The organism is uncultured Thiodictyon sp. (assembly GCA_903837595.1).
Taxonomy (GTDB): Bacteria; Pseudomonadota; Gammaproteobacteria; order Chromatiales; family Chromatiaceae; genus Thiodictyon.
Map to the genome: position 1 here is coordinate 26096 of CAILVI010000359.1, position 21468 is coordinate 47563.

General features: G+C 67.3%; 20 protein-coding genes and 2 pseudogenes. 5 read left to right on the top strand and 17 right to left on the bottom strand.

The window, feature by feature from the left end; genetic code table 11:
* The first annotated feature begins 146 nt into the window (after positions 1–146).
* The 3 genes and pseudogenes from QZY44_RS20500 (at position 147) to QZY44_RS20505 (ending at position 1756) form a co-directional block, all read left to right on the top strand.
* Positions 147–731, top strand: a complete 585-nt coding sequence (locus tag QZY44_RS20500) for a CsgE family curli-type amyloid fiber assembly protein (RefSeq protein WP_295451040.1) — start codon at positions 147–149, stop codon at positions 729–731.
* A gap of 193 nt (positions 732–924) precedes the next feature.
* Positions 925–1161: pseudogene (locus tag QZY44_RS35885) on the top strand (CsgG/HfaB family protein); the annotation flags it as partial.
* Positions 1162–1336: 175 nt separating this feature from the next.
* Positions 1337–1756: a hypothetical protein gene (locus tag QZY44_RS20505; RefSeq protein WP_295451043.1), complete on the top strand. Its 420-nt coding sequence runs from the start codon at positions 1337–1339 to the stop codon at positions 1754–1756.
* 33 nt (positions 1757–1789) lie between these two features.
* Here QZY44_RS20505 and QZY44_RS20510 read toward each other — a convergent pair whose 3' ends face one another.
* Entirely contained in the window at positions 1790–2500 is a 711-nt protein-coding gene (locus QZY44_RS20510) for a response regulator transcription factor (protein ID WP_295451046.1), read from the bottom strand.
* A 58-nt stretch (positions 2501–2558) separates the two neighbouring features.
* The gene (locus QZY44_RS20515) at positions 2559–3386 is read right to left on the bottom strand and encodes a sensor histidine kinase (protein WP_295451049.1); all 828 of its coding nucleotides are present in this window, start codon (positions 3384–3386) and stop codon (positions 2559–2561) included.
* Positions 3387–3648: 262 nt separating this feature from the next.
* Between QZY44_RS20515 and QZY44_RS20520 the strand changes: the two genes are divergently transcribed.
* On the top strand, positions 3649–4470 hold the full coding sequence (locus QZY44_RS20520) for a CbiX/SirB N-terminal domain-containing protein (RefSeq protein WP_295451052.1): 822 nt from the start codon (positions 3649–3651) through the stop codon (positions 4468–4470).
* Between the two features lie 452 nt (positions 4471–4922).
* On the opposite strand, the gene QZY44_RS20525 is transcribed toward QZY44_RS20520, so the two are convergent.
* The 3 genes from QZY44_RS20525 to QZY44_RS20535 are packed head-to-tail and all read right to left on the bottom strand — an operon-like array spanning position 4923 to position 6815.
* A complete protein-coding gene (locus tag QZY44_RS20525; RefSeq protein ID WP_295451055.1) occupies positions 4923–5411 on the bottom strand; it encodes a hypothetical protein in 489 nt (162 codons plus the stop codon).
* Positions 5408–5737, bottom strand: coding sequence for a hypothetical protein (locus QZY44_RS20530; protein ID WP_295451062.1), 330 nt, complete (start codon positions 5735–5737; stop codon positions 5408–5410). Before QZY44_RS20530 ends, QZY44_RS20525 begins: the two co-directional genes overlap by 4 nt.
* 34 nt (positions 5738–5771) lie before the next feature.
* Positions 5772–6815, bottom strand: a complete 1044-nt coding sequence (locus QZY44_RS20535) for a M35 family metallo-endopeptidase (protein WP_295451075.1) — start codon at positions 6813–6815, stop codon at positions 5772–5774.
* 257 nt (positions 6816–7072) lie between these two features.
* Here QZY44_RS20535 and QZY44_RS20540 point away from each other — a divergent pair, with 257 nt between their 5' ends.
* Positions 7073–8233 (top strand): RuBisCO large subunit C-terminal-like domain-containing protein, encoded by a 1161-nt coding sequence (locus QZY44_RS20540; protein ID WP_295451088.1) that lies wholly within the window; start codon positions 7073–7075, stop codon positions 8231–8233.
* 32 nt (positions 8234–8265) lie between these two features.
* Here QZY44_RS20540 and QZY44_RS20545 read toward each other — a convergent pair whose 3' ends face one another.
* The 12 genes and pseudogenes from QZY44_RS20545 to QZY44_RS20600 all read right to left on the bottom strand — a co-directional run bounded on the left by QZY44_RS20545 (position 8266) and on the right by QZY44_RS20600 (position 21465).
* Positions 8266–9714 carry an FAD-dependent oxidoreductase gene (locus tag QZY44_RS20545; protein ID WP_295451093.1) on the bottom strand — a complete coding sequence of 483 codons (1449 nt, stop codon included), beginning with the start codon at positions 9712–9714 and terminating at the stop codon, positions 8266–8268.
* A gap of 344 nt (positions 9715–10058) precedes the next feature.
* On the bottom strand, positions 10059–11129 hold the full coding sequence (gene hemE / locus QZY44_RS20550) for a uroporphyrinogen decarboxylase (RefSeq protein WP_295451099.1): 1071 nt from the start codon (positions 11127–11129) through the stop codon (positions 10059–10061).
* A gap of 249 nt (positions 11130–11378) precedes the next feature.
* Positions 11379–12665, bottom strand: a complete 1287-nt coding sequence (locus QZY44_RS20555) for a ribonuclease H-like domain-containing protein (RefSeq protein WP_295451101.1) — start codon at positions 12663–12665, stop codon at positions 11379–11381.
* A complete protein-coding gene (locus QZY44_RS20560) occupies positions 12655–15063 on the bottom strand; it encodes a DEAD/DEAH box helicase (RefSeq protein WP_295451103.1) in 2409 nt (802 codons plus the stop codon). Before QZY44_RS20560 ends, QZY44_RS20555 begins: the two co-directional genes overlap by 11 nt.
* 667 nt (positions 15064–15730) lie before the next feature.
* On the bottom strand, positions 15731–16042 hold the full coding sequence (locus QZY44_RS20565; protein WP_295451105.1) for a hypothetical protein: 312 nt from the start codon (positions 16040–16042) through the stop codon (positions 15731–15733).
* A 29-nt stretch (positions 16043–16071) separates the two neighbouring features.
* Positions 16072–17403, bottom strand: a complete 1332-nt coding sequence (locus tag QZY44_RS20570) for a hypothetical protein (RefSeq protein WP_295451107.1) — start codon at positions 17401–17403, stop codon at positions 16072–16074.
* Between the two features lie 4 nt (positions 17404–17407).
* A complete protein-coding gene (locus QZY44_RS20575; protein ID WP_295451110.1) occupies positions 17408–18295 on the bottom strand; it encodes a hypothetical protein in 888 nt (295 codons plus the stop codon).
* A 132-nt stretch (positions 18296–18427) separates the two neighbouring features.
* Positions 18428–18934: pseudogene (locus QZY44_RS20580) on the bottom strand (Uma2 family endonuclease); the annotation flags it as partial.
* A 232-nt stretch (positions 18935–19166) separates the two neighbouring features.
* The gene (minE, locus tag QZY44_RS20585) at positions 19167–19436 is read right to left on the bottom strand and encodes a cell division topological specificity factor MinE (protein ID WP_295451112.1); all 270 of its coding nucleotides are present in this window, start codon (positions 19434–19436) and stop codon (positions 19167–19169) included.
* Positions 19437–19439: 3 nt separating this feature from the next.
* Positions 19440–20249, bottom strand: a complete 810-nt coding sequence (gene minD, locus QZY44_RS20590) for a septum site-determining protein MinD (RefSeq protein ID WP_295451114.1) — start codon at positions 20247–20249, stop codon at positions 19440–19442.
* Between the two features lie 66 nt (positions 20250–20315).
* On the bottom strand, positions 20316–21038 hold the full coding sequence (minC, locus tag QZY44_RS20595) for a septum site-determining protein MinC (RefSeq protein WP_295451117.1): 723 nt from the start codon (positions 21036–21038) through the stop codon (positions 20316–20318).
* Between the two features lie 82 nt (positions 21039–21120).
* A complete protein-coding gene (locus QZY44_RS20600) occupies positions 21121–21465 on the bottom strand; it encodes a histidine triad nucleotide-binding protein (RefSeq protein ID WP_295451124.1) in 345 nt (114 codons plus the stop codon).
* Positions 21466–21468 lie beyond the last annotated feature (3 nt).

Below are 21468 nucleotides of genomic sequence, written 5' to 3' on the forward strand. Positions count from 1 at the left end.
ATTTTGGCATAGAAGCCAGATCCCGAAGTAATTCTCCAAAACAGGTGAGTTTTACTATCGTCATCACCAAGAAACGACGGCCACCGCGCGCACCGCACAGCGACCGCACGCAGTCCGCCCCGATCGCCGGACCACAGGACACGCGCATGAAGCCCAGCCACCGCCTCGCCGACGCCGGACGCCTTAGCGCCAGGACGTTGTTGGGCACCGCGCTCTGGGTACTGCTCACCGCAACGGCCGCGGCCGCCACCAAAGCCCAGACCCCGCCCACCCAGGCGACCAAGCCGGCACCCCAGGGGCAGGCAGGCAAGCCCGGCGCAGCGGCCCCAGCGGCGGAGTGCGCCAAGCCGGCGCGGCCCCAGGCGCGGCTGCTCGACGACGGCCTCATCGACCAGGGCGTGCTGGAAGGCACCGACCTGATGGAACAGGGGCTGGAGATCGGCGGCCTGACCACCGACCAGATGGTCACCAAGTTCGGCCACGACCTCTTCGACGCCTTCATCCTCTACTGGCGGCCGCCGCAAGGGGTGAACCACAACCTCTTCTTCAGCGAACTGCCCGATGCGCAGCGCGGCAGCGTCGCCACCATCCGCTTGAACGACCAGGTGATCTTCGAGGGGCTGCTGGTCCCGCGCGACGAGGTCATCCAGGAGCTCGGCAAGGGGCTGGCCCGGGACATCCGCAACCTGCTGCTCAGCAACGCCCGGCTGGAGGAGGAGGAATATTACTGATTTCGCAGCGCGCCCCAAAGACGGGAGTATCTGGGCATCGGTGGCCACACTGAATTCCAGCGCGACACCGTGACGGTGTCACTGCGCGCCGTCTCGGTAACGGCCATGGCGCCCGCGCCACCCCGAACGATGAAAGTGGCGGGCGCCTTGGCCGTTCCCCCTCCCCGGCCCTCCCCCACAAGGGGGGGGAGAAGTGGAGCGCGCTCCCGGCGCGACTTTCACGGTAAAGGACGGCCGGGTGCTCAAGTCAGTGGAGACGCGCAAGACCATCCTGTCCTACAAGGTGGACGCCAGCGTGTTCAAGTTCGTCGGGCTCAAGGACCTGCTGGAGGGGGAGTCCGGCTTCAGCTCCAACGAGCCGCCGCAGATGGCGGCGAAGGAGGCGATCGAGGGTGCCGTCTACAGCCTGGCGCTGGAGGGGGCGGCGGACAGACTCTGGTCGTTTAAGGACCCGGAGCCGGGCAAGCGCCTGATCCGCAAATACGAGGAAGAAAAGCAGGTCCAGCCGGGGGTGCGCGGCACGAGCGCTGGGACTGACCCTGCTGGCAGCGGGACTCTGCCCGGGCGGGTCCTTGGCCGGACCGCCAGCGGACAACAGTGTCAGTTTGGACGGCCTGAGGTGCCGCTATGCAACCCGGGCGCACTGGCTGGCGGACCAGGCCGAGCCCCCCGGCGGCCCCCGGCGGCTGGCCTTGGACGTCATCTGCGAGACCGCGAGCGGACGCGACGCGCGCACCGCCGCGCTTGCGGCACTCACGCTGCTGGATGCGGCGGGCCAGTCCTACCCGGGGGCAACCCAAGCGGCGTCCCCGGAGCCGGCCGGCGCCGCGTCCAAGCCGGCGCTGCCACAGGCGGACCGCGCGCCAGGGCTCCGCTCGCGAATCACTGCACCGCCGCCGGGGGAGGCCATGCGCGTGCGCACCCTCTTCACCGTGCCGGCCGTTCTGCCCGCCGGCCCCTGGCAGTTGCAACTGACCGCGCCGGACCGGACCATCCGGTTGCCGCTGGAACTGCCGCCCGAATGAGCGCAACCGCAAGAGCAACCGCGGACAGACCGCTCAAGGCGGCGATGAATTGATCGGCGGTGCGGCCGCCAGCACCCCCTCACGATCGGTACGCGGCATGGCGCCCGAACACGGCGTTACCCCGCCCAAGGTGACCGCATAGCGCACCAGTTCAGCTTGGGACTGGAGGCCGAGCTTGGCCATCATGCGCCGGCGATAGGTATCGACCGTCTTGACCGCCACGCCCAGCTGTTCCGCGATCTGACTGCCGCGTTGCCCGGCCGCCAGACAGACCAACACCTCCCGCTCGCGCCGCGAGAACAGGGTGCGCCCCGGCCGGATGGGGGTCGGGGTCGGGGTCGGGGTCGGCGAGCCCGACGGCGTCGGCAGCCAGGTCCCGCCCGCATAGACCTGGCGCACGGCCTCAACCAGGGTAGTCAGCGGTTCACTCTTGAGCACATAGCCCTTGGCCCCCGCCTCCACCATCTGCTTGACGAAGCACTCCTCACCCAGGGCCGACAGGGCAAGCACCCGACACCTCGGCGCCAACTTGCGCATGCGCATCGCGGCCTCAATGCCGTTCAGATCCGGCATCCGCACGTCCAGGATCAGGACATCCGGGCGCAACGCCTCAACCTGCGCCAGTGCCTCGCGGCCATCCGCCGCCACCCCAACCACCTCCACACCGGGGGCCGTGTCGAGCATCCCGGCGAGGGCCTCACGCACCATCATGTGATCGTCCGCCAGCACCACCCGTATGGTCATCTGTCCCATCCTCCTCACCGTCACTGGTACTAAGAAGAGCCTATGCGCGCATTCGCGTTTATCTGCAGACACCGTCATTTTGATGGGTGGCGACGGCCTCCCACGCCAGGGGGACCCACAGGCTCGCCTGGGTCCCACCGCCCTCCCGCGCGTCCAGGTTCAACTGGCCGCCGATCAATTCGATGCGCAGTCGCAGGCTGAAGAGCCCGAAGCCGTCACCCGCCAAACCCTGGCAGGGCCGCAGCGCCCGCCCCGGAGCGATCCCGATCCCATCGTCGCTCACCACCAAATGCGCGGCCTGTGGCTCGCCCCGCACCAGCACCTCGGCCTGGTTGGCCTGCGCGTGCTTGCAAACGTTGGTCATGAGTTCCCGGGCGGCCTGGAACAGTGTCACCTTCATATCATCGGGGACCAGCGGCAACTCACCCTCCAGGCGACAATCGAAGCGTACCGGCCAGCGTCGGTTGAAGTCACCCGCCAACCATTGGATGGCCGGGGCCAACCCGGCCTGATAGAGAATCGGCGGGCTCAGTTCGAACACCAGGGTCCGCAACTGGCCCAGTGAGAGGTCAAGCAACTCGCGCAACTGCTCCAGCCGCTCCGGCTTGGCCAGCCACGACCCCGCCGCCCCCTCGGCCCCCGATCCAAGGAGCATCCGCGCCAAGGCCAACTGCTGGATGGTGCTATCGTGGAGCCGATCGGCCAGACACCGGCGCTCGCGCTCCTGCGCCAGACTGAGCTCGGCGGCCATTTCGCGCATCCGTTGGTGGGCCAGGCGCAGACTCTCGGTACGGGCCTCCAGGCTCGCTTGGAGACAGACCAACCGGGCGCCGACCGAATCATCATCGATGCACGGCAATCGGGACGAAGCAGGATCGCAATTCACGAAGCGACATCTCCTTAAACGAACCCGGGAACCGGGAATCAAGTTGGCCGCGAAAGTCGGCAAGGGCCTGGTCGCAGTGCACCGCAAAGTGTCCCGGCGGCGCTCCTTGCCATGACGCATATTAAACCGCCTGCGTGTCAGGCCGTCACCTACTTTGTCAAGGGGCACGACCCGACGCCCGCAACCGGGGTCGGCCTATTGCTTTTCCGACCGGCCGCGGCCACTTGGGAAGCACCTGTTCGCCCCCTACCCCGCGCACCCCATGCCCGAGACGCTCCTGATCGATAACGGCTCCTCCCGCCCGGAGTCCACCTTGGCCCTGCGCGCCTTGGCCCGGTCACTCGGGGACCTGAGCGGCCGACTGGTGCACCCGGTCTCGCTCCTGCATGCCGATCGGATTGCCGCCCACACCGTGGGCGGGCAACCGGCAGATACGCTCGAACCCTGGTTGCGCCGAGCCCTGGCCGCGGGCCGCCGCGACTTCTTGCTGGTCCCCCTCTGGTTTGGACCCAGCCGCGCACTGACCGAATTCATCCCCACGCTGGCGTTGGAACTGAAGCGCGACTATGGCCCCCTGCGGCTGCGCTGCGCCCGCGAACTCTGCCCGCTGCCGGGTGGCGAACTGCGCCTGGTGGACATCCTGTTCGACCACCTTCGGGCGACCGCCGCGGCTCAGGGCTGCCCCCTGCGGCGCCTGATCCTGGTGGACCATGGCTCACCGCGACCGGAGGTCACCGCGGTGCGCAACTGGCTGGCCGCGAAATTACGCGACCGACTCGGCCCTGACATGCAGCTGTACGAGGCCGCGATGGAGCGTCGAGCCGGTGTTGACTATGACTTCAATGGCGAGCGGCTGGAGGGCGTCCTGCAGCACCTCGCCGCCGCAGACCCGACGAGCCCCGTGATCCTCCCCCTGCTCTTCCTCTCCCCCGGCCACCACGCCGGACCGGGCGGCGACCTCGCGGCCATCTGCGGCCGCGTGCAATCCGCGGTCCCCGGCTTCCGGGTCTACCCGACGCAGGTGGTGGGCACCCACCCGGCGCTCATCGAGATCCTGGCGGAGCGGATGGCGCGGCGGCCTTGATCATCATCCCGGCCAGCGGCGATCCATCCGCAACCGGAGGTCGAGACTTACCGTGAAAGTCGCGCCGGGAGTACGCTCCAATTCTCCCTCCCCTATTGGGGGAGGGCGGGGTGGGGGAACGGCCAAGGCGCCCGCCACTTTCATCTTGCGGGGTCGTGCGGGCGCCATGGCCGTTAGCCGGTAGCCGAAGGCACCTTTATAGCCCAAGGGATGCCAACGCGCGACAACCGTATTCCACTGCGCCACCGCCACAGCGTGGGCGCGCACCGGCTCGAGGGGCACCGGGCGAGCGCAGCCAAGCGGCCGTGAATCGGCGCCGGCGCATCCACCACCGGCGCCGCGGGTGCCGGGCGGGGACGCCGCGCGACCTGCAACGGGGGCAGCGCCACCAACCCGGCGGTCTCCAGGCCGCCGACGCGTACAGGTGGTTCATTCGCGTGCACGGGCTGCGCTCAGCGCCGCAGCGGCGCGACCTCCCGGGTCTTCAGGTCGAGGGTGAATCGCTCGCCACGCTCGTTGCGCAAGGTCAGGACGTTGCCCAGCCAATCGAGTTGCATGTCCGTGATGAACACATCCTGCTTGTCCGACTCCATCGCCGCGTCATAGCGGATGTCGTAGACCTTGCGCAGCCACAACTCCTCGCCGGTCGCTTCGCGCGTCGCCAGGATGTAACCGCCGTTCTGGCCGAGCCCCCGCTCCTTACCCCAGCGCAGTTCGCGGTAACGAATGCCACCGTGGATCACCGAGCGAGGCTCCCCGGTATCGACAAAGCGTTTCTTGGCGATCCGCCCCGGCGACGCGTCCTGAGACTGAGGATCGGACGCTGTCTGCGCAGGAAGGGGATAGACCCACGCGAATAACGGCGCCGTCAGCAGCAGCGGCGCCAACCAGTACCGGCATGGACCCTTACCGCCGCGGTACCGGGTGTGCCGGCAGTTCACTGCTTGAGGATCTCGCGCGTCGCGAGATCGATCAGGAACCGCTCCCCACGCTCGTTGTCGACCCGTAGACGGGGGTCGAACCAGCCGATGGACAAGCGGGTGATGAAGACGTCCTGCTTGTCGCCCTCCCGATCGTCGTCGTAGCGCACATCATAGACTTTGAGATGCCAGAGCTCGGCACCGGTCTGTTCGTCGACCGCGACGATGTAACCCCCGTTCTGCCCGAACCCCCGCTCCTTGCCCCAGTGCAGGGCCTCGTAGCGGACACCCCCTTTGCGGACCGGATTAACCGCGGCCGGCGCCTCGCGCTTTTTCTGGATTGCCATCACTGCCTCCCGTTTGATAGTGAGCCCCGGACCTTCACTTGGTGCCGGCCAACGCGGCGTTACGATCACACTTGGACAGCATGCCCTTCAGATCAACGCAGAAATAGGCCCAGCTATCCGCGTTGTTTGTGGCATAGTCGAAGGTGAAGGTCCCATCAGGCTTCAGACCCCGACCGCCGACTTTACCGGGAGAACCATTGTCGTATCGATTATCGTCGGTGGCGGCGACGCGATGGGAGACCTCGTGTACTAGTGTCAGAACGCATTTCCACAGATCGCCGGAGTTACCGCTCGCCTTGAGAAAGGCATTTTGCAGGTAAACCACATCCATTTTTTCGCTGCTGTAGACAAATCCCCAGTCCTTCCAGCCGCCGGACGTGCGATCCTTCGGCTCGTCGGAAAACACCAGGAGGTTCGAGCCCAAAACGGCGGCGATACGGGTAAACTCAGTGCCCATGCTGGTCATCTTGGCGGCAATGTCCGTCTCGGACGCGGTGCCGTCGGCGAACCAGCGCTCGAACACCGTCGTGGTCGCGGGGTCTGGGCTGCCCAATTTGACCGCACTGTACTGGGCACAGGCGACGGCCTGGTGCAGCGCCGTGCACATGGTCTTGCGATTGGCCGCGGAATAGACCTCAGCCTCCTTGCTCAGCAACGCCGTGAGGTTCTTTTCGGTACCGACGATCTCGTCGAAGACCCACTTGGAATACGCCTTAGGCGGCGATAGAATCCACACGCTCTGGGCGCCGGTTTGTTCTGCGCGATACAGATGCTTGAGCATCTTGAGCGCGGCGCAACGCCTGGCCAACCCGGCCTCCGCGCCAGTCTTCTTCGCCGCGGCGACGATGGCTTCCCCGACCAAGCCGCCCAAGAAAAAGGAGGCGAAACCGCCCCCGCTGCTATCCTCGATCCGCTCGCGTAATTTGTCGAGGCCGGCGGCATGTGCGGAGTCCGGTCCGCTCGTGCCCAGTATCGGAACAACCTCCTTATTAAGGAATTTTTGCCATTCTGCGTCGAACTCCGCCTGGGTGACAACCACCTTGCGGAGTGCGTCGTATGCCTCGGAGAACATTGACATGGCCATCTTGAATCAGCCCTCTGGGTTACCCTGACGGGGTGGCGCGGGTCGGTACCCGCATGGATGACTGGAACAGGTACTCATAAGCGTAGCAAGAACAGCCTCCCTCGGGGGACCGGTTACGTTTGGATGAAGCCGGCAGCCGCCATGGTAGCCCGCGGCGCACCGCAGCGCCGCGGCACTTGCAGGCGAACGACCGAGCACCAGGGCGGTTGCTCTGGTAGAGTCCGGGTAAGTGCCCATTCCACGATGCGACGATGACTGCCCAAGACCAGCCACTAACCCTAAGCGGTGAGCGCTTCACCGCCGTCTATCACCTCAGCGGCGCGCCCACGGCAGCGCAGGCGAGCCGACGGGCGCAAGACATCTGTCTGGAACAGACGGTGGAGTTTCCGCCCGACCTGATCCCGAGTGCCGCTATCCGCGACCAGATCGTCGGTCAGGTGGCGAGCCTGGAGCCGTTGGGCGCGGACCGTTGGGAGGCGGTCATTCGCTATCCGCTGGAGGTCGCGGGACGGGAACTGACCCAACTCGTCAACTGTCTGTTCGGCAATATCAGCATCAAACCCGGCATCCGCCTCACGCGTTTCGACTTGGGCGAATCACTGGCGCGACTCTATCGGGGTCCACGCTTCGGTCAGGCCGGCCTGCGGGCGCTGCTCGGGGTCCAGGACCGGCCACTCCTGTGTACCGCGATTAAGCCCATGGGGCTCAATCCGCGGGAGCTGGCGGACCTGGCCTACCGACTGGCCCTGGGCGGGATCGATCTGATCAAGGACGACCACGGTCTGACCGACCAGTCATTCTGTCCCTTCGACGAGCGCGTCTCACGCTGTACCGCCGCGGTGGCACGCGCCAATCGGGAGACGGGCGGACGCGCGCGCTATCTACCCAATGTCACCGCCCCGGCCACCGAGATCGTCCGACGCGCCCGGCTGGCCCAGGGGTGCGGGGCCGGGGGCCTGCTGTTCTGCCCGGGCCTGGCCGGACTCGATGCCATGCGCACGCTGGCGGACGACGACGCCCTAGCCCTGCCGATCCTGAGCCACCCGGCATTTCAGGGGAGTTTCACCCTCAACCCTGACGGGGGTCTGACACACGGCGCACTCTATGGACAACTCAACCGCCTGGCCGGCGCGGACGCAACGATCTTCCCGAGCTATGGCGGGCGTTTCGCCTTCACGGCGCAGGAGTGCCGTGACATCGTCGACGCGACCACCCAGCCGATGGGCGCATTGCAGAGCATCTTCCCCGTGCCGGCGGGGGGTATGGGACTCAAGTGGGTGCCTGAATTGGTCCGCTTCTATGGACGCGACTGTTGTCTGCTGATCGGTGGGGACCTGCACGCACAGGGGGCGGACCTTACGGCCAACTGCCGGGGCTTCCTGGCCGCGGTCAGGACGGCCTGCGCGGGATGAAGCGCCGCGGGCGGCGACTGCGCGCCGGGGCGCTACCCGCGGGCGCCCAGCACCGGCCCAGGGTGATGGCGGGCACCACCGCCGCACTGAACGCCCGCCCAAGTCAACCGACCCCAAGGCCAAGGCTTGGCCTGTTTGTGCCCGACCCGAGAAACTAACTCATTGAATATATTTTGCATGACGACCGTAACCGCCGACTGATCCAGCGGCATCTCGACCATCTCCTGCGCGGTCAACCGCCGTTGGACGCACCACGCGAGTGCCTGGGCCAGGCGCTCGCAGCCGGGGCCGATCATGGCACCACCCAGAACCCGACCGTCGCGCCGGTCGGCGTAGACCCGCAACAGGCCCGGGTGGCGGCCCCGACTCGGGGACGGGTCGCCGTCCAACGCATCGACACCCATCTGCGCAGTCATCAGGAATGACTGGTCCAACGCCGACCAGGAAGGACCAACCCAGGCGATATTGGGCTCGCTGAAGACCAGGGTGGTAGGGACCCCGGTGGCGAGCGCGATCGGTATGCGGTGGCAGGCGTTATAGCCGGCCACCCGCCCCTGCTCCGCCGTGCGCGCCAAACCGCCAACTCCACCCGCAGCGTCACCGGCGATATAGATGGACAAGCGCCCGAGTCGCAGATGTTGTGCATGGTGGAGCGGCACGCCCCGGGCATCAAGGGCGCAGCCGGCCTGGGATAGACTCAGGCGTTCCAGGTTCGGGTGACGGCCAACGGCGACCAGCACCCGATCAACCAGGGCCTCGTGCGGTCCCGCCCGCACCAACACTTGGTGACCACGGGGCTCGACCAGGGCCGGGGCGCCAAGCCAGAGCGGAAACTCGCGGCCCAGAAGGTCCACCGCCAGCGCCTTGACGAGCGGGTCCTGCAGGCGGGCGATCGTCTGACTGGACTCAATACCGATCACCTGCACCCCCAGCCGGTGCAGGACCTGAGCCACCACCAACCCGGCAGGTCCAAGACCGATCACCGCCACCGACGCGGGCAATCGCTCCTGCTCGAATGCCGTCTCGACCGTCAGTAGCCGGTCGCCGAGTATGTCCCGCCAATAGGGCGGCACCTCACTCCCGGCACCGGTCGCAATCACGATGGAGCGTGCTTGAATGGTTTGGCCGCCGGCCCGCAGGGTGTTGGGGCCGATGAAGCGGGCCTCACCCATAATCAGCGCGTCGGCCGGCAGGCCCTCCCGATCGGGCGGCAGCGCGGTGGCGTGCGCCGGGGAGCGATGAGCGTTCCCCAGCAGCTCTGACCGGGGCAGGCCACCGACGCCCAAGACGCGGCGCCGCGCCAGGCCCGCCGCCAGATGGGCAGCCACCGCGGACGGTTGGCAGCCGATCCGGGCACAGGTACTGCCGAAGCCGCCGTTGTCGATGAGTACGAAGTCACGCGTCGTCTTGCAGACTTCCGCCGCCGCGGCGAGGCCCGCCGGGCCGGCGCCGATGATCGCCACCGCTACTTGTCTGTACATGAACCTGCCCTCTGTTGAGTCCGGGGCGGCCCGTGCGTCGGGGGCCTAGGTTCACGCCAACCCCGACTTCTAGGTTCGGTGGCAGCGAGGACCCGACTTCATCAATGACAAGCATAACCGTGATGGCAGTCACAGTCACTAAGACATCGGCTGCAACTGGGGTAGGAATAATCTGAACCGGGCACGGCTGGAGCAGGAACCGTCTTGACGGTGAGGTGCAGGAGAAAGGGCACAGGCGAACGCCCGGGTAGGAGCGGCCCCCCGGCCGCGACGCGACGCCGCGGTAACCCGCGACGCCACGCCGGTCTCACACGGCCGCGTCGCGGCCGGAGGCAGGTCAGAACTTAGACGCCTTGGTGATAGGCGGGGCTCAGTTCATGGACCGCGGCCACCATGGCCCCGGCGTGCTCCGGATTGACGTCCGGGGTGATCCCGTGGCCCAGGTTGAACACATGGCCGTGGCCGTGGCCGTAGCTCGCCAGCACCGTCGCCACTTCCTCTCGGATGCGCTCTGGGGAGGCGTAGAGGACACAGGGGTCCAGATTGCCCTGCAGGGCCACCTTGTCCTTGACCGCCAGACGGGCGGCGGACAGGTCCGTCGTCCAGTCCACGCCCAGTGCATCGCAGCCGGTCTCGGCCATCCGATCCAGCCATTGACCGCCGTTCTTGGTGAACAGGACCACCGGCACCTGCCGGCCCTCGGCCTCGCGGGTCAGACCCGACACCACGCGCTGCATGTAGGCCAGCGAAAATTCCAGGTACTTGGCCGGGGTGAGCGCACCGCCCCAGGTATCGAAGATCATCACCGCCTGGGCGCCGCGGGCGATCTGGGCGTTGAGATAGACGGTCACCGAATCCGCCACCTTGGCCAGCAGGCTGTGGAGCAGTTCCGGGCGGTCATACATCATGCCCTTGGTGAAGGCATAGTTCTTGGTGCTGCCACCCTCGACCATGTAGGTGGCCAGGGTCCAGGGGCTGCCGGAGAAGCCGATCAAGGGCACGCGGCCGTTGAGTTCGCGCCGGATCAGGCTCACCGCGTCCATCACATAACGCAGACCATCCTCCGGGTCAGGTACAGCGATTCGCTCCACATCGGCGGCGGAGCGCACCGGGTGCTCGAAGTGCGGTCCCTCACCCTCGGCGAAATACAGCCCCAGGCCCATGGCGTCCGGGATGGTCAGGATGTCGGAGAACAGGATGGCCGCGTCGAGCGGGAAGCGCTCCAGCGGCTGGAGCGTGACCTCGCAGGCCAGTTCCGGGTTCATGCACAGGTCCATAAAACTGCCGGCACGGGCGCGGGTGGCGCGGTACTCGGGCAGGTAGCGCCCGGCCTGGCGCATCATCCACACGGGGGTGTAGTCCACGGGCTGGCGCAACAGGGCGCGCAGGAAGGTATCGTTCTTGAGCTGAGTCACGGTGCAGAGGCTTCCAGAGCTGGTTGAGCGGAACGGATCGATCGCGAGCGGTCGGGTTTTGACCGTACAGGATACACCAGGGCGGGGGGTTAGGCCCAAGGGCGGGCGTTGCTCGGCGCCGCTCGCCGTCTGATGCGACCAGCGCCGCAATCGACGCTGATGTTGGCGACTGCAACCCGATGCCCCCAGCTGGAGTGATGATCAAGCCCTCCATCCGGACTAAAGGAAAGAGCCCGACGCCCCGTCAGGTCACCCCAGTCCACCCAGACTGAGATTGCGCCCCGCCCGCTCCAACTTCTCCGCGATCCGCCGGCAGCGCCGCTCCCGCTCCGGCCCCGGCGGGAGGGCCAGTGCAAGTTCCAGGGCCCGGCCCAGGTCGCCGCCGCGGTGCTCGTGGAAGCGCGCCAGGGCGGCGTGGGCCTGCGGGTCGCCGCGCGCCGAGAGTTCCTCCCAGATGCCGACCGCCCGCCCCCAGTCCTGGGCGTGGCGATAGAGTCGCGCCAGGTCGTGCAGGCCCGCCGCGTCCAGGTCGCGCCGGTTGGCGGCCAGGATGCGCAGGGCCTGCGCCTGATCGCCCCGTGCCTGGTGGGCGGCGGCGACTGACCGGCAGTCGGCACCGAAGGCGGCCGGGTCACGGTAGACGGCATCCAGCACCGGAAGCAGTCCGGCTAGGGACAAGAGATCCGCCCGGTTGTGGCGCAACACGGCGGCGAGCGGTCCGGTCTCACCGCGCCGCAACCAGCCGAGCCAGGCAGCCGGGGCGGCGGAACCCGGGAGGTCGTCGGCCCGCTGGACGCCGAGCAGGCGGGACTCCGCGGTGGCGAGCCGGCAGTCGGGCCAGACGCGGGCGAAGGCACGGCGCGTGGGGGCCAGGAGATCCAGATGGGGGAGCGCGACCAGTGGGGCCGAGCGGTCGGCGAGGCGGAAGCGGGTGGTGAGCAGCGGGGCATCGAAGCTGCGGCCATTGTAGGTGAGCAGGCAGGCAGGCCCGGCGTCCGCGCCCAGTTCGGCACCCATCAGTTCCAGATAGGCGGCCTCCGCGTCCAAGCGGGCCAGCAGGTATTGGCGCAGGCACCAACCGGAGCCCTCGGCGCGCAACAGTCCGGTGAGGAAGGCCCAGGTGCCGGTGCCGCCGGCCAGGCCGCTGGTCTCGGTATCGAGGCAGAGCCAGGCGCCGGGCGGATGGGCTTCTGGTGGATGCGCTGCGCTTATCCACCCTACGGGATGGACCGGCATCCAGGGCAGGTGTTGGGGGACATGGGCCTGCCCGAGCAGACCCCGGCCGTGCCGCAACCGCGCATCGATGCGCCGCTCCAGCCGCAACACCCCAGGGGCCAGAATGTCGGCGCCCAGGACGGCGGCGAGCGCGGCCTCGTCGGGCGTCCGGGTCACGGTAGGCTCTGGCACCGCCCGCCCGGTCGAGACCCGACGCAACCGCTCGGCCAGCGTCGGCCCGTCGGTCGGGGACGGCACCGGCGGCACCTCAGTGCCCCCCCCCTGACCGCGGATGCGCCGCAAGCGGTCTTCAAACCCCATGCTCAGCCACGACCTCGACCGCCCCTCCCAGAAGCCCCAGCACGGCCAAGGCCGCCGCCCGCGGCGTGATGGCCCGCGCCTCATCCCCCGGCATGATGGGTCCCACGCAGGCCGGGCACCCGCCGGTACAGGCGCACCCGGCCACCAAGTCGCGGGCATCCCGCACCAGGGTATCCGCCGCGTCATAGAGCGGCGCCGAGAGCCCCACCCCGCCCGGATAGTTGTCATACAAAAAGAGCGTGGGCTCGAAACGGTCGACGCCCTCCCCGTCCACCGGTGCATTGTCCGGCCCGCGCAACTGGCCGCGCCCCTCGGCCCCGGTCACGGCAAACCAGGTCCCCTGCCCGTCCCCCACCGCGCGGCCCAGGTCGTGCAGCTCGGCCATGGAGCGCAGCGCAGCGACATGGTGCAGGGCATAGGCGGCGCCCAGGAAACCCTCAATCGCCTGTGCGCGGTCAGGCAAGGCCGACTCCAGCGCGCGCGGCTCGGCCTGCCACCAGACTGAGGTCGTGTGCATCTCCTGGTCCGGCAGGTCGATGTTGCCGTAGCCGATGTTGTCGTGGCTGTAATAGCGGATCTTCTTGTAGCCGGGATAGCGGCGCACCAGGTGGACCTCGCCGTTGGCCGTGGCGCCCAGCCCGCACGTGCGCCCCTGGAAGCGGTCCAGGATCTTGAGCCGGGTGTAGTCGATGGCGTCGGTGTAATAGTCCGCCTGGGTGCGGGTGACGAAGGCCTTGCGCCCCGGCCAGTCCAGGCGCTCCACCTGGTAAGGCTGGGCCTGGATCATATAGATGGCGCCGACATAGAGGGTGCCGGGGGCACTGGACCAGTCCACCTCGGCGATGATGGTCTGGCGTCCGCCGGTGGTGTCGATGACCACAAAGTTGCCCTCAGCCACCGAGCGCAGTGAGACCGCGTTGGCCGGATAGCTGTCGGCCACCCAGAACCATTGGTCGCCCTGGTGTTGCAGCACGCCCTGGTCGCGCAGATAAGAGAGCATCTCGGTGAGATCCTCGGCGCCGAAGGTCTCGCCGTCGCGGAACGGCAGCTCAAAGGCCGCGCAGCGCACGTGCTCCAGCAGGATCAGCAGCTGGTCCGGGTGGATGCGCGCGTGCTCCGGGGAGGCGCCGAAGAAGAACTCCGGGTGCCGCACCAGATATTGGTCGAGCGGGTCACTGGTCGCGACCAGCACCCCGAGCGATGGCCGCAGCCGCCGCCCGGCCCGCCCCAGTCGCTGCCAGGTGGCGGCGACGGTGCCCGGGTAGCCGTTTAAGATCGCCACGTCCAGTGCGCCGATGTCCACCCCCAGTTCCAACGCGGATGTGCTCACCACCAGGTCCACCCGCCCGGCGCGCATCGCCTGCTCGGCCAAACGCCGCTCACTCGGCAGATAGCCGCCGCGGTAGGCCAGCACCCGCGGCGGATGGCGCGGGTCCTTGTCGAACACGTCCTTAAGATACTTGGTGATCACCTCCACCATCAGCCGGGAGCGGGCGAACACGATCGCCTTGAGCCCGACCACCGCGGCCATGCGGGCGATGCGGGTGGTCTGGGAGCGGGCGGAGGCGCGAATCCCCAAGTCCGGGTTGATCACCGGCGGGTTCCACAGCAACAGGTGACGCTCACCCTGGGGGGCGCCGCTCTCGGTAATGGCCGTCACCGTCTCACCGCACAGGCGCTGCGCGAGTTCCGCCGGATTGGCGATGGTGGCGGAGGTGAAGATGAAGGTCGGCCTGACCCCGTAGAAGCGGCACACCCGCCGCAGCCGGCGGAACACGTTGGCCACATGGGAGCCGAACACGCCGCGGTAACTGTGCAGCTCGTCCACCACCACGTAGGCGAGCCCCTCGAAGAACTGCGCCCACTTGGTGTGGTGGGGCAGGATCGCCTGGTGGAGCATGTCCGGGTTGCTGACGACGATGTCACCGCGGGTGCGCACCGCCTTGCGCGCGTCGCCGGGGGTGTCGCCGTCGAAGGTGTAGGCGCGCACGCCCTCGCCGCCCGCCGTCTTGAGCGCCCGACCGAGTTCGATCAGCTCAGCCACTTGGTCCTGGGCCAGGGCCTTGGTGGGAAAGAGATAGAGCGCCTTCTTACCGCCCCGGAGTACGGCGTCCAGGACCGGCAGGTTGTAGCAGAGCGTCTTGCCGGAGGCGGTCGGGGTGGCGACCACCAGGTGCCGGCCGGCCTGGGCCAGGTCGAAGGCCTCGCGCTGGTGGGAATAGAGCTGGGACAGACCGCGGTCGCTCAGTGCCTCGCGCAGGCCCGGGGCGAGGTCCGGCGGCAGCTCGAGCAGGCTGGCCGCGGTGGCCGGGCGGACCAGGTCACCGCAGATCCGGGCGCGGTAGCTTCGCAGCAAGCGGGCCTTGAGGCGGATGACGGCCTGGTCCGGTGCGGGCATTTTGGTTGATTCTGGCCCTGAATCTCGCATAAGGGACTGGTCCCGTGATGGTATCAGCAATTCCAAACTTGGGTGGCATCATGCAACGGAATGGTGGATGCGGCGCGCGCGACCCGGGAGCCCAGTCCCCAACAGCGTGCGGCGCGCCTGATCCACCCTACGGCCGCGCTGGTTTCGTAGGGTGGATAAGCGCAGCGCATCCACCAGAAATCCGGCTAACGCCCAAATTTGGAACGGCTGTGATGGTATGGCGCAACCGACAGGTTACACCAGGGAGCCCCACGGGGTCCGCCGGGCAGACCTGAGCGGACCGCGGCCCAGACATGGGCCCACGCATCCCTATCTTGGGGCCCTGCGTTCCTATCTTTGGTCCATGTGTTTCTATCTTTGGTCCGTGCGTTCCCATCTTTGGTCCATGCATCCCTACCTTGGGCGCATGTTAGCCTGTCTTGGGCTCAAGTCGACCTACCATGGGCCCAAGGCCGGCTCGCTGGGTCCCAAGGGGGAAAGCCGGGGCACCAAGTTGAGAAACCACGGCATCAAGCCCCGCGGGGTCCGCTGCACGAACCGAATCCCGCGCGAACCCGGCCGATGAAAGGTCCGCACGGCGGACCCTACCGGCCAAGACCCCTTCTGTTCCAGGGGAACAAGGACCGGTCAAGAACGCCTATGCGCCATCCCGATAGCGCCGCAACCAATCCTCAAAGAGCGGCACCCGCAGCCGCACCCGAGCCCCGTCCGCCACCACATAGCCATTGTCCAGCAGACGCCGCAAGGCCGCCCGGTCGGTCGGCGGCTCACCCGCCAATACCTGCTCCACACAATCACGGCAGGCCGGTTCCCGGCAGAACTCGTGCCAAAAGCGCTCCATCGGCGGCGTCTCTCGCGCGAGCACCTGCCCAAGCGACTCATCCAGGTCCGCCATGGTCATGGCATGACGCCCCTCGCGGTTGGCGATCGACACCAGTTGGTAACACAACCGCTGGAGCAACTCCGGATGCCCCTGGGTCAGGTCAAATCTGTGGCGGTCAGGACCTCGCGCGCGAGCGCCTGGCGCAAGTCCTCGCGGCCGAAGAAGACCGCCTGGTCCTGACCCGGACGCAGCGGGGTACCGGCGCGGTAGCGGTTGGGTGCCATCGGCTCCAATGCACTGGCCTGGTCGGCGAGATTGCGGCGCTCCTTTCCCGCCTCATCCAGCCAGGCGTCCAGCGCCTGCAGGTACCAGCGGTTCCAGCGCGGCGGCTCGGCCAGGGTCAATCGGCGCAATGCCTCCAGCCGGCGATAAAAATGCTGGAAGGCGTCGCGCTTGAGGCGGATATTGGTCTGGGTGCGCACCGCACACAGGTCGGCCCTCAGGGCGGCGAGCGCCGCTTGCCAGTCTGCGCTGGGTTGGAAGCCGGTCTGTTCCTTGGGCAGTAGCGGCGGCACCAGGACCCCGGGTTCCAGCGGATGGAGCCGCCAGCCCCCGGCGTTGGCGGCGTGCAGGACGGCGGCGGCGAGTCCGGCCTGGAACGGGCGATATTCGAGCAGGAAGGCGCCGAAGGCCGCGCCGGTCTCGGGATCGGCAAAGGACTCATCGGACAGGCGACGCCGGGCGCGCCAGAGCGGAAGCCGCACCCCGACATCGTAAAGATAGGGATTGTGGCGCAGGTCCAGGCGGACCAATGCGATCAATGATTGGGGGACATAGACGGGTAGCCGCAGCCAACCGGCTAGCCAGCCCGCGCAGAAACCACCCCCCAAACCCACACCGCTGAGCAAGCCATCTGTCAGGCCCACTGCCAGGCCCCCTGCCAGGCCAAATGCCAGGCCCCATGCCAGGCCCACTGCCAGGCCCAATGCCAGGCCAAATGCCAGGCCCAATGCCAGGCCCAATGCCAGGCCCGCTGCCAGACCCCCTGCCAGACCAAATGCCAGGCCCAATGCCAGGCCCAATGCCAGGCCAAATGCCAGGCCTTCTGCCAGACCCGATGCCAGGCCCACTGCCAGGCCCAATGCCAGACGTCGGAGAACTGCTAATGCAGAATCAGCGACTAGCCAATAGAACCGCCCACCCCAGTCGGTCGTGTCCTTGAAGGCCGCAACGACGCCGGACCTGAACTGATCGGGAAAGTGCAGCGGCAGGTCGGTCGTCGCGATGAGCGCGGAGGACAACAGGTAACAGACGATGGCCAGGGACGCCAGCCAGGGCAGTGCCCGCAGATAGAGTGCCTGGACCCGCCGCCGCGGCAGCCGCTGCGACCAGGCCACCAACCGTGGCCACTCGAAATAGGTCCACCACAGCAGGTCCAACCCGGTCTTGGGCTCGGCCGGCAACCGGAAAGGCGTCCGGCGGTCCATGCCTTCAGTCCCCCCCATTCTTGCCGCCCAGCCACCGCTCGACCGCCTTGGCGAGCCCTGCCAAAGGCCAGCGGATTTCATGGCCGCCGATGGCACGCCACCAGACCCGCAGCCGTCGGCGCAGCCGCTGCGCATCCGCCGGGGTGATTCCATGCCCTTGCCGGGCGGCGAATTCGCGCCGCCAGCGCCCATGCTGGTTCCGTCGGGTCAGCCAGGACCCCAAGCGCTCGCCGTCGCCGACGCGACCCGCCACGAAATCGAGAAAGGACAACGGCATGGGGTGCCCGGCGATCCACTCGGCAAGCCGCGCCCGCTCGGCCTCGGTCAGTTCGGGCAGACGCCGGGCGACCTCGGCCGCCGCCTCGCCCCGGGTCAAGGGGCGCAGGTCTTCGCGCTCCAGGATCAGGGTGGAGACCCGCCGCTCCCCGGCCCTGGTCACCATCACATAGTTCGTATAACCCCGTTCGGTCACCCCCAACAGGGTCAGGCCGTGCGCCTTGAGTGCATTGAGCCCGTTGAGGAATTGGACATCGAAGCCGGCATCGACATCCGGCTCGTCGAGCACGGCATCGAAGTGGTGCAAGAGCAGGCAGGCGCTGCGCCCGCGCAGCCGGTCGGCCAGCTCGCCCAGGGTCGCGGGCTGACCGCCGGGCAGCCCGGTCTGGTCCCAGAGCCTGGCGATCAGGCCCGGGAAGTCATAGCGGTATTCCTTGAGGTCGGCGCAGAGCCAGAGGGTCGTACCCCCGGTGCGCTGGAGGTCGGCGAGGAGCCGCCCGCGCCCCTGACCGGGAGCCCCAACCAGGTTGATGCAGCGGCGCTGCTCGGTCAGGTCCCGGGCCAGACGCGCCGTGAAGGCCGGGCGTAGACACTGTGCACAGTCGGTTTGCGTCATTGTGGCGGGTCAATCCCTCGGTTGGAGAGGGGCGATAGTGTAACCCGGCGGCGCAACGGCGAACACCCGACCGGTTGGCATTGCAGTGATCGCTATCCGCGGTGACTGCCGGACGCGGCCAGGCGAACCAGATCACGCGGGCGCGACCACCGCCAGCCCCGGCACCTCGAACACCTCCCACAGCGGTATCTCAATCGCCGCCAGGGTGGCTGAACTCAAGACCTCATCGGCGGCAAAGACGGTGCCCTTGTCATACCCGTCGGCGGTCCGTAGAAAACGGATGGCGTACTGCTCGAGCGGGTCGACGACCAGATATTCGCGCACGCCGGCACGTTCATAGAGTGCCTTCTTGTCGCGCAGGTCCTTGGCGGAGGTTCCAGCGGAGAGGACCTCGACGATCAGGTCCGGGGCGCCTTCGATGTGGCTGGGGGTGATCTTACCGGGGTCGCAGACCACCAGGATGTCCGGCTGGACCACGTCTGATTCCGAGAACTTCACATCGGTGGGAGCGACAAAGGGTCGGCAGGGCTTGCCTCGCAGCTGCTGCTCGATCCGACTGGACAAGCGCAAGACAACATCCTGGTGTCTGATCGATGGCTCCGGGGACATGGCATAGGCCACCCCGTCGATCAACTCCCAACGCTGGTCATCCGGCTAGGAGCGGTAGTCACTCCAGGTGAAACGGTCCGCGGACCGGGCAAGCACGGGTAGCGACATGGATGCCTCCGATTGGGTGGATTTCTGGCTCCAGGCTCCGGCGTCGCGTGCGGATTCGGGCCGCAGGAGCGGCCAAGACTGCATTCCCACGCTGGAGCGTGGGAACGAGATCACGCAGAGGTAGGAACGCGGTCAACCCGCCGGCCGGCTGCCGTCAGACCACATGCCGCACCGTATCCGGCAAGATGATGTTGAACTCCAGTACCTCGTGGGACTCCTCTTGCTCGTAGTTGACTGAGACCGCGCTCATATCCACGTCTACATACTTGCGGATCACCTCCAGGATCTCACGCTGAAGCTTGGGCAGATAGGAGGGGCGATGGCGCTCGGCCCGGTCATGGGCGACCAGGATCTGCAATCGCTCCTTGGCCACATTCGCCGTCCCGTCGGGCCGGGAGTTGCGGAAGTAGTCGAGTAGACCCATGGCTTATCCCCTGAACAGGCGGTTGAAGAAGCCTTTTTTCTCCGCGGTCATGAAGCGGTGTGGTACCTCTTCCCCCAGGTACCGACTCACCGCATCACTATAGGCCTGACCGGCATCACTCTCGCGGTCGAGGATCACCGGCACCCCGGCATTGGAGGCGGTGAGCACCGCCTTGGACTCCGGGATGATGCCCAGCAGATCGAGTGAGAGGATGTCCTGCACGTCCTTGACGCTCAGCATCTCCCCGGTCTCCACCCGCGGCGGGTCATAGCGGGTCAGCAACAGGAGTTCGCGGATCGGCTCCGCGTTGGTCTCGGCGCGGCGCGACTTGCTCGCCAGAATGCCGAGCATGCGGTCAGAGTCACGCACGGAGGACACCTCCGGATTGGTCACCACCACCGCGTCGTCGGCGTAGTACATGGCCATGGTGGCGCCGTGCTCGATCCCAGCCGGGGAGTCGCAGACGATGAACTCGTAGCTTTGGGAGAGTTCGTCCAGCACCCGCCCCACACCCTCCTTGGTCAGGGCCTCCTTGTCGCGGGTCTGCGAGGCCGGCAACACATAGAGGTTGTCGCACCGCTTATCGCGGATCAGGGCCTGATTCAGATTGGCCTCGTGGTTGATCACGTTGACGAAGTCATACACGACTCGCCGTTCGCAGCCCATGATCAGGTCCAGGTTGCGCAGCCCCACATCGAAGTCGATGACAACGGTCCGATGGCCCCGCTGGGCCAGCCCCATGGACAGTGCAGCGGAGGTGGTGGTCTTGCCCACACCACCCTTACCCGACGTGATTACGATGATTCTCGACAAGTTACGACCCTCCTTTTGGGGTATACCGGCACCTGCTCAAGGTACCTTGGACCCGCCGTTAAAGCCTCAAATTCGCTCGATCCGCAAGACCTTCTGGTCCAGAAAGACCTGCACCGGGACCCCCCTCAGGTCAGCCGGGATATTCTCGGCGACCCGGTAATGCCCGGCCACCGAGACCAGTTCGGCCTGGAGGTCCTGGCAGAAGATGCGCGCGTCGGCATTGCCGCGGTTACCCGCCAGCGCGCGTCCGCGCAGGCAACCGTAGATATGGATGTTGCCGTCTGCGGCCACCTCGGCACCGGAACTCACGGACGCCACCACCGACAGGTCACCGCCCGCCGCATAGATCTCTTGTCCGGAGCGCACCGGGCGGGTCACCAGGGTGAAGGTCGGCAGACCCCGCCGGGGCGTCTCCGGCGCCGGTTCGGGCGCCGCCTTGGTCGGGCGCAGGTAGGCGTCACCCAGGATGGCCAGCTCCATCGCCTCCGCCGCGACATTTTGCGCCTTGTTCCCGCCGCGCACACCGAACGGTATCATTCCATAGCCGCGCAGCAGACCTACCAACAGTGGAAACTCAACCTCCGTCCCGTCCGGGAAGGCCCCGAGGTCGATCACCACTGGCGTATTGCGAAAAAAGTCCGGGGCCTGCTCCACCTTGGCCCCGATCTGCTCGGCCAGCACCTCCATGTTGCCATTCAACAGGCGGATAACTGGCAGGGTAAAGCCCGCCGCCTTCAGTTCGAAGGCGGGGGACGCCTCGCCCGTGGATGATCTGGAATTCACTGCCATAATGCTACCCGTTAACGGCAAGACGGCCTAGTACCGTCGTGTTCCTTCGGCCTGCGGTGCCTGACCCTCAACCCGGTGGCACTCAACCCGGCGGCCACTGCATCGGGCGCCCACCCAGTACGTGCAGGTGCAGGTGAAACACCTCCTGCCCCCCGGCCGCGTTGCAATTGAGCACGGTACGATACCCGCTATCCGCAATGCCGGTGAGGGCCGCTGCCTTGGCCGCCGCCAGCAGCAGCTTGCCGAGCAACTGCGCGTCTGCGGGTTGCGCGTCGTTCAGGGTGGCGATGGGCTTGCGCGGAATCACCAGCAGATGGACCGGGGCCTGGGGGCCCAGATCGCGGAAGACGAGGACCTCGTCGTCCTCATAGACCACATCCGCCGGAACCTCGCCGCGGGCAATCTTGCCGAAGATGGTGTCGCTCATAGG

What these genes read in the sequence shown, in the direction of transcription:
- QZY44_RS20500 (WP_295451040.1), top strand. Translation starts at nt 147, where the DNA reads ATGAAGCCCAGCCACCGCCTCGCCGACGCCGGACGCCTTAGCGCCAGG.
- QZY44_RS20510 (WP_295451046.1), bottom strand. Translation starts at nt 2,500, where the DNA reads ATGACCATACGGGTGGTGCTGGCGGACGATCACATGATGGTGCGTGAG.
- QZY44_RS20520 (WP_295451052.1), top strand. Translation starts at nt 3,649, where the DNA reads ATGCCCGAGACGCTCCTGATCGATAACGGCTCCTCCCGCCCGGAGTCC.
- QZY44_RS20530 (WP_295451062.1), bottom strand. Translation starts at nt 5,737, where the DNA reads ATGGCAATCCAGAAAAAGCGCGAGGCGCCGGCCGCGGTTAATCCGGTC.
- QZY44_RS20535 (WP_295451075.1), bottom strand. Translation starts at nt 6,815, where the DNA reads ATGTCAATGTTCTCCGAGGCATACGACGCACTCCGCAAGGTGGTTGTC.
- QZY44_RS20540 (WP_295451088.1), top strand. Translation starts at nt 7,073, where the DNA reads ATGACTGCCCAAGACCAGCCACTAACCCTAAGCGGTGAGCGCTTCACC.
- QZY44_RS20545 (WP_295451093.1), bottom strand. Translation starts at nt 9,714, where the DNA reads ATGTACAGACAAGTAGCGGTGGCGATCATCGGCGCCGGCCCGGCGGGC.
- QZY44_RS20555 (WP_295451101.1), bottom strand. Translation starts at nt 12,665, where the DNA reads ATGGGGTTTGAAGACCGCTTGCGGCGCATCCGCGGTCAGGGGGGGGGC.
- QZY44_RS20560 (WP_295451103.1), bottom strand. Translation starts at nt 15,063, where the DNA reads ATGCCCGCACCGGACCAGGCCGTCATCCGCCTCAAGGCCCGCTTGCTG.
- QZY44_RS20570 (WP_295451107.1), bottom strand. Translation starts at nt 17,403, where the DNA reads ATGGACCGCCGGACGCCTTTCCGGTTGCCGGCCGAGCCCAAGACCGGG.
- QZY44_RS20575 (WP_295451110.1), bottom strand. Translation starts at nt 18,295, where the DNA reads ATGACGCAAACCGACTGTGCACAGTGTCTACGCCCGGCCTTCACGGCG.
- minE (WP_295451112.1), bottom strand. Translation starts at nt 19,436, where the DNA reads ATGGGTCTACTCGACTACTTCCGCAACTCCCGGCCCGACGGGACGGCG.
- minC (WP_295451117.1), bottom strand. Translation starts at nt 21,038, where the DNA reads ATGGCAGTGAATTCCAGATCATCCACGGGCGAGGCGTCCCCCGCCTTC.
- QZY44_RS20600 (WP_295451124.1), bottom strand. Translation starts at nt 21,465, where the DNA reads ATGAGCGACACCATCTTCGGCAAGATTGCCCGCGGCGAGGTTCCGGCG.